Origin of the sequence: Neisseria sp. 27098_8_139, assembly GCF_041433195.1 — a bacterium.
GTDB lineage: Bacteria > Pseudomonadota > Gammaproteobacteria > Burkholderiales > Neisseriaceae > Neisseria > Neisseria subflava.
In genome coordinates this window covers 1-726 of sequence record NZ_JAPWBA010000035.1, presented here as the reverse complement: position 1 = coordinate 726, position 726 = coordinate 1, and the positions used below count along the sequence as shown (strand labels likewise).

The 726-nt window shown below is 59.6% G+C and carries 1 pseudogene; it reads right to left on the bottom strand.

Going from position 1 to position 726, the window contains the following annotated elements:
* Positions 1-726: pseudogene (locus O3660_RS11555) on the bottom strand (hypothetical protein); the annotation flags it as partial.

Here is a 726-nt window from a genome sequence, read left to right as displayed (position 1 = left end):
GCTTGGTCCTGCAAAGCAGCCTGCACCGCTTTCAGCTGCGATACGTTCACGGCATCGGTATCGGCCGAACCTGCAGCCAAATTGGTCAGGCGGCGGTACATTTTGCTACCGGACATAAAATGGCTTGTGTCCCCGCCCAGCGAAACTTCGCCATATTTAACCCCGGCTTCGTTGATGTCGCCGGCAATGACGGAAGTTGCGTTCGGTTTGTAGGCGGCGGCGGTCAAATCCGCATCGCCTGCAGTGGAAAGCGAACCCAATGCCACGTTGAAGTTGGTATCGTTTTTAACCCTCGCGCTATCGCCCAATGCTAGGTTGTTATTGAGGCGGTTGGGCAGGCCGGGGATGAGTGCCGTGCCGTTGCCGGTATCCGCGCCGGAGCCGACGGCCGTACCGCCGTTCTTAGCGGTGGCAGCCGCGCCGATGGCGATGCCGCCCGCTCCGGTGGCGCCGCTGACTTCGGCAGCCGCACCGATGGCGATCGAGCCGTTACCTTGAGCGATCGTTCCGCTACCGATGGCGACAGCATCATTATCTTGCGCACTTGCACCCACGCCGGCAGCCAATGCGTTAAGACCAGTCGCGCCGTCATTATTGAAATTGCCACCGTGTGCGCCGCCACCGTCGTTCACGCTGTAATAGTGGGTTGCAGAACTGTTGACCTGATTGGTTACAGCTTTCAACTGATCTTCCGTGGCTGCACGTCCGCTGACAATGCCGGCAGGA